At 50.8% G+C, this 2,912-nt stretch carries 3 protein-coding genes; 2 read left to right on the forward strand and 1 reads right to left on the reverse strand.

Annotated elements, in window-relative coordinates:
* A partial coding sequence (locus Q1A06_RS20825) for a hypothetical protein (RefSeq protein WP_299568034.1) occupies nucleotides 1-935 on the reverse strand: 935 nt, incomplete at its 3' end.
* Nucleotides 936-1,296: 361 nt separating this feature from the next.
* Here Q1A06_RS20825 and Q1A06_RS20830 point away from each other — a divergent pair.
* Together Q1A06_RS20830 and Q1A06_RS20835 are read left to right on the forward strand one after the other, a co-directional pair.
* Nucleotides 1,297-1,482 carry a hypothetical protein gene (locus Q1A06_RS20830; RefSeq protein ID WP_299568035.1) on the forward strand — a complete coding sequence of 62 codons (186 nt, stop codon included), beginning with the start codon at nucleotides 1,297-1,299 and terminating at the stop codon, nucleotides 1,480-1,482.
* 36 nt (nucleotides 1,483-1,518) lie between these two features.
* Entirely contained in the window at nucleotides 1,519-2,826 is a 1,308-nt protein-coding gene (locus tag Q1A06_RS20835; protein ID WP_299568036.1) for a DUF6538 domain-containing protein, read from the forward strand.
* Nucleotides 2,827-2,912: the final 86 nt, after the last annotated feature.

A 2,912-nucleotide genomic window follows, 5' to 3' on the forward strand; every position in this document is an offset into this window, starting at 1 on the left:
TGGTCTTCCGAAGCTTCTTCTTCATCTCTCCCGAACAAACTTCCCCAAGCGCGTGCTCCGGTTGACTTCGATGCATCAACCGCCGTGGCCGCCCCCGACTTGGTAGCCTCCCACGCACCGGTAGAAGTGCTGGTTGTTGCTGACCAAGCCTGCTCCCAGTCAATGCTGGGTAGTTCAATGTCTTTAACTTCCTGAAGTGTGGGAACTGCATCCCTCGCAGCGGACCAAGCTTTTCCTGGCGATGATTTTGCAGCTTCCCAAAGCTCCTCCTTGGTCGGAACCTTGATCGCGCAAACTGTTTTTTCATCATCACCAATGGTAGACTCAAGAGACATCGCTCGCTTTAATTCGTTCATATCTTTAAGCGTCGCACATAGATCATTTAGCTCTAATGCAGTAACGCCAACTATCACGGCAACACCGATATATGGCATTGCTTCGCCTGCCATCGAGCCGACTTCTCGGGTCGAGGTCACAACTGCTCGCTTAGAGATTCTGTTAGCAGTCATGTCTACAGCATCTCTCAAAGCAACCTTTTCGCCCCGATACACCACACGGCGAGTCAGAGGATCACCAACTTCTCGCTTTAGCTGCTGAGTAGCTAAGCGCTCTGTGGCAAGGCTACCTGTTGCCTCTACCAATTCACCTCTCAGTTTGCGATTAGCGACACGTTCAGTTGCAAGATCACTGGTCGTGTCTGAAAGCTCACTTATTAGCTTTCTTCTGGCAGTACGCTCTTGGGCAAGATCACCTCCGAGTTGTGCGACTTCGTCAGCGTGCTGCATCGCTACGGTGCGAATTCCCGACACGGCTCCTAACGCGGATGACGCCATCTTATAAATTGATCCACCGACTAGAAAGGCAATATTCAGGGTCAGGGACAAAAGGAAGACAGCTACAATTGCGAGCCTCCACGAATATTTAAGTAGTTTCATTTTTTCTCCTATTGGCTACCCGGAAGGTTTTCCTGCGGCTCTACTGTCACTGCATTGATATATATGTCGAACAAAAAACCGAGAAAATACAAGCATCTATACAAAGAAACCTATTAGGAGATGTATAAATGCTTTCTAGTTTCATACTGCTCACACTGTTTGGGGTCAGCTTTCGGCTAACTTTTTCATGGCTGTTAATAACCAAGTTTTCCCTAAGACTGGCTATCCCACAGTCCTTGGCAGGCGGTTGCCTTGTCTTGGCTTGCTTGCCGAGTTGGCTGCAACATTTCGCTTTTCCACTGCCATTAGGTTTTGTGGTGGGCTTCCTTCTTTCTGATGTTTTGCTCGACAGGAGGGTGGGATGACAGAATGGCAGCTAAAAGAAGACGACGTGGTCGTCATCCGAGCCTTCGATGACATCCCCGAACACCTGTTTCGCGTCTGGGAAGTCTACGACGACTGTATCACGGGTTATTCGATCACAGGGCCACTCGAAGGCGTCTACGGCGAACCAGCCTACGATCTGATCATCAAGATCGCCAGATAGACCAATCCCCATTACTCAACACGAAAGGAACAGACCATGTCGTCTGCACGAATTCGCTATGCCTATCTAAAGGGGCAAACGTGGCTCTATAGGCGCAACTACCCAAAGGATGCCGTTGCGCTCATTGGTCAGAAAGCCTTGAAGCAGTCACTAAAAACCAGTGACGCTAAGATCGCCCGACAAAGGGCGGCAGAAGTAAATCTTCGCTATGATGAGACGGTACGTAAGGCTCTTTCGGGTGCCGTGTCGCTGCTTCAATCTACGGAACAGACTGCAGATGGCGCTTTGGGCTGGGCCACTCCTTCGGAGGTCGCTCTAGCTCGACTTCGTTCTGCTTTGAGGCATTCAGACCCGATCTGCTACGATACGGTCGAACAACCAAAACTGACGGTTGCTGATGCTTCGCGTAGGTATCTTATTTTACGTCAGAAAGAACTTAGACCCAGTGGATTCAAAAGTGCCAGGTACTCCATCGAACTTTTCGGGTCGAAGTTTGGCAGCATGAAAATGTCCGAACTGACACGGGAGGAAGGGCGTAAATTCCTTTCTCTTATTGCGGAGCTAAACCCAACTATCGGTAAGTCCAGCAAAACACGGGGGATGTCTCTGGGCGCCTCTGTCGAATGGTCCCGGCCTCGCAAGGGCCGGATTACGGGACGTACACAACACCGCATCTGGTCGCAGGTTAATCATTGGCTAGATTGGTGCAGATATGAAGGCGAGATTGACGCCAACCCATTTGCGTCCGTCCGCTTGGAGGTCAAGGTGCGGCACCAACCCTATGCGGTCCCATCCGATGCCGAAGCAAAGAAGCTAGTAGACCTGAACGACCCAGCAATCGGAAAGGTGCTGCTTATGTGCCTTCTGTCGGGCATGAGGGCTGGGGAAGCGGTGGGGCTGCTTAGAGAAGATCTCATTCTCAAAGGCAATCTGGGGCAGTTTTTTCATGTTCGCGCAAACTCTATAAGGCTTCTGAAAACTGACGCAGCCGAGCGAATTGTACCCGTCCATGCTGCGTTGGAGCCTCTCCTGTCAATCCTGCCATCTTCCGGACCGTTGTTCCCTGACCTGAGGGTGAACGACATTACCAAGCGCTTCGCTGCGATCCGGAAGTCATTGGGGATAGATAGGCAGGGGCTGGTGTTTCACTCAACTCGAAAGTGGTTCATCACTCAATGTGAACGTACAGGTGTGCCAGAGCATTTTACTGCCAGCATAGTCGGCCATAAGTCAGCTCGCTCAGAGAACGGTATCACCTACGGCATCTATTCAGCTGGTATCTCAGATGAGCAGAAACGAAATATCGTTGATCAGATCAGGCTACCTAGTGGGTGTTCGCCTTGATCATTATTCCTGACATTGAGATGTTCGAGGAAAGGGCCGCTATCGCAAAATTCGATGGTGGCCTTTCTCTTTCCGAGGCCGAGGAT

Source organism: uncultured Sulfitobacter sp., from assembly GCF_947497275.1.
In the GTDB taxonomy this organism is placed as follows: domain Bacteria; phylum Pseudomonadota; class Alphaproteobacteria; order Rhodobacterales; family Rhodobacteraceae; genus Sulfitobacter.

Excerpts from the sequence above, each read along its gene's own strand:
- Q1A06_RS20830 (WP_299568035.1), top strand. The coding sequence starts at position 1,297 with ATGACAGAATGGCAGCTAAAAGAAGACGACGTGGTCGTCATCCGAGCC.
- Q1A06_RS20835 (WP_299568036.1), top strand. The coding sequence starts at position 1,519 with ATGTCGTCTGCACGAATTCGCTATGCCTATCTAAAGGGGCAAACGTGG.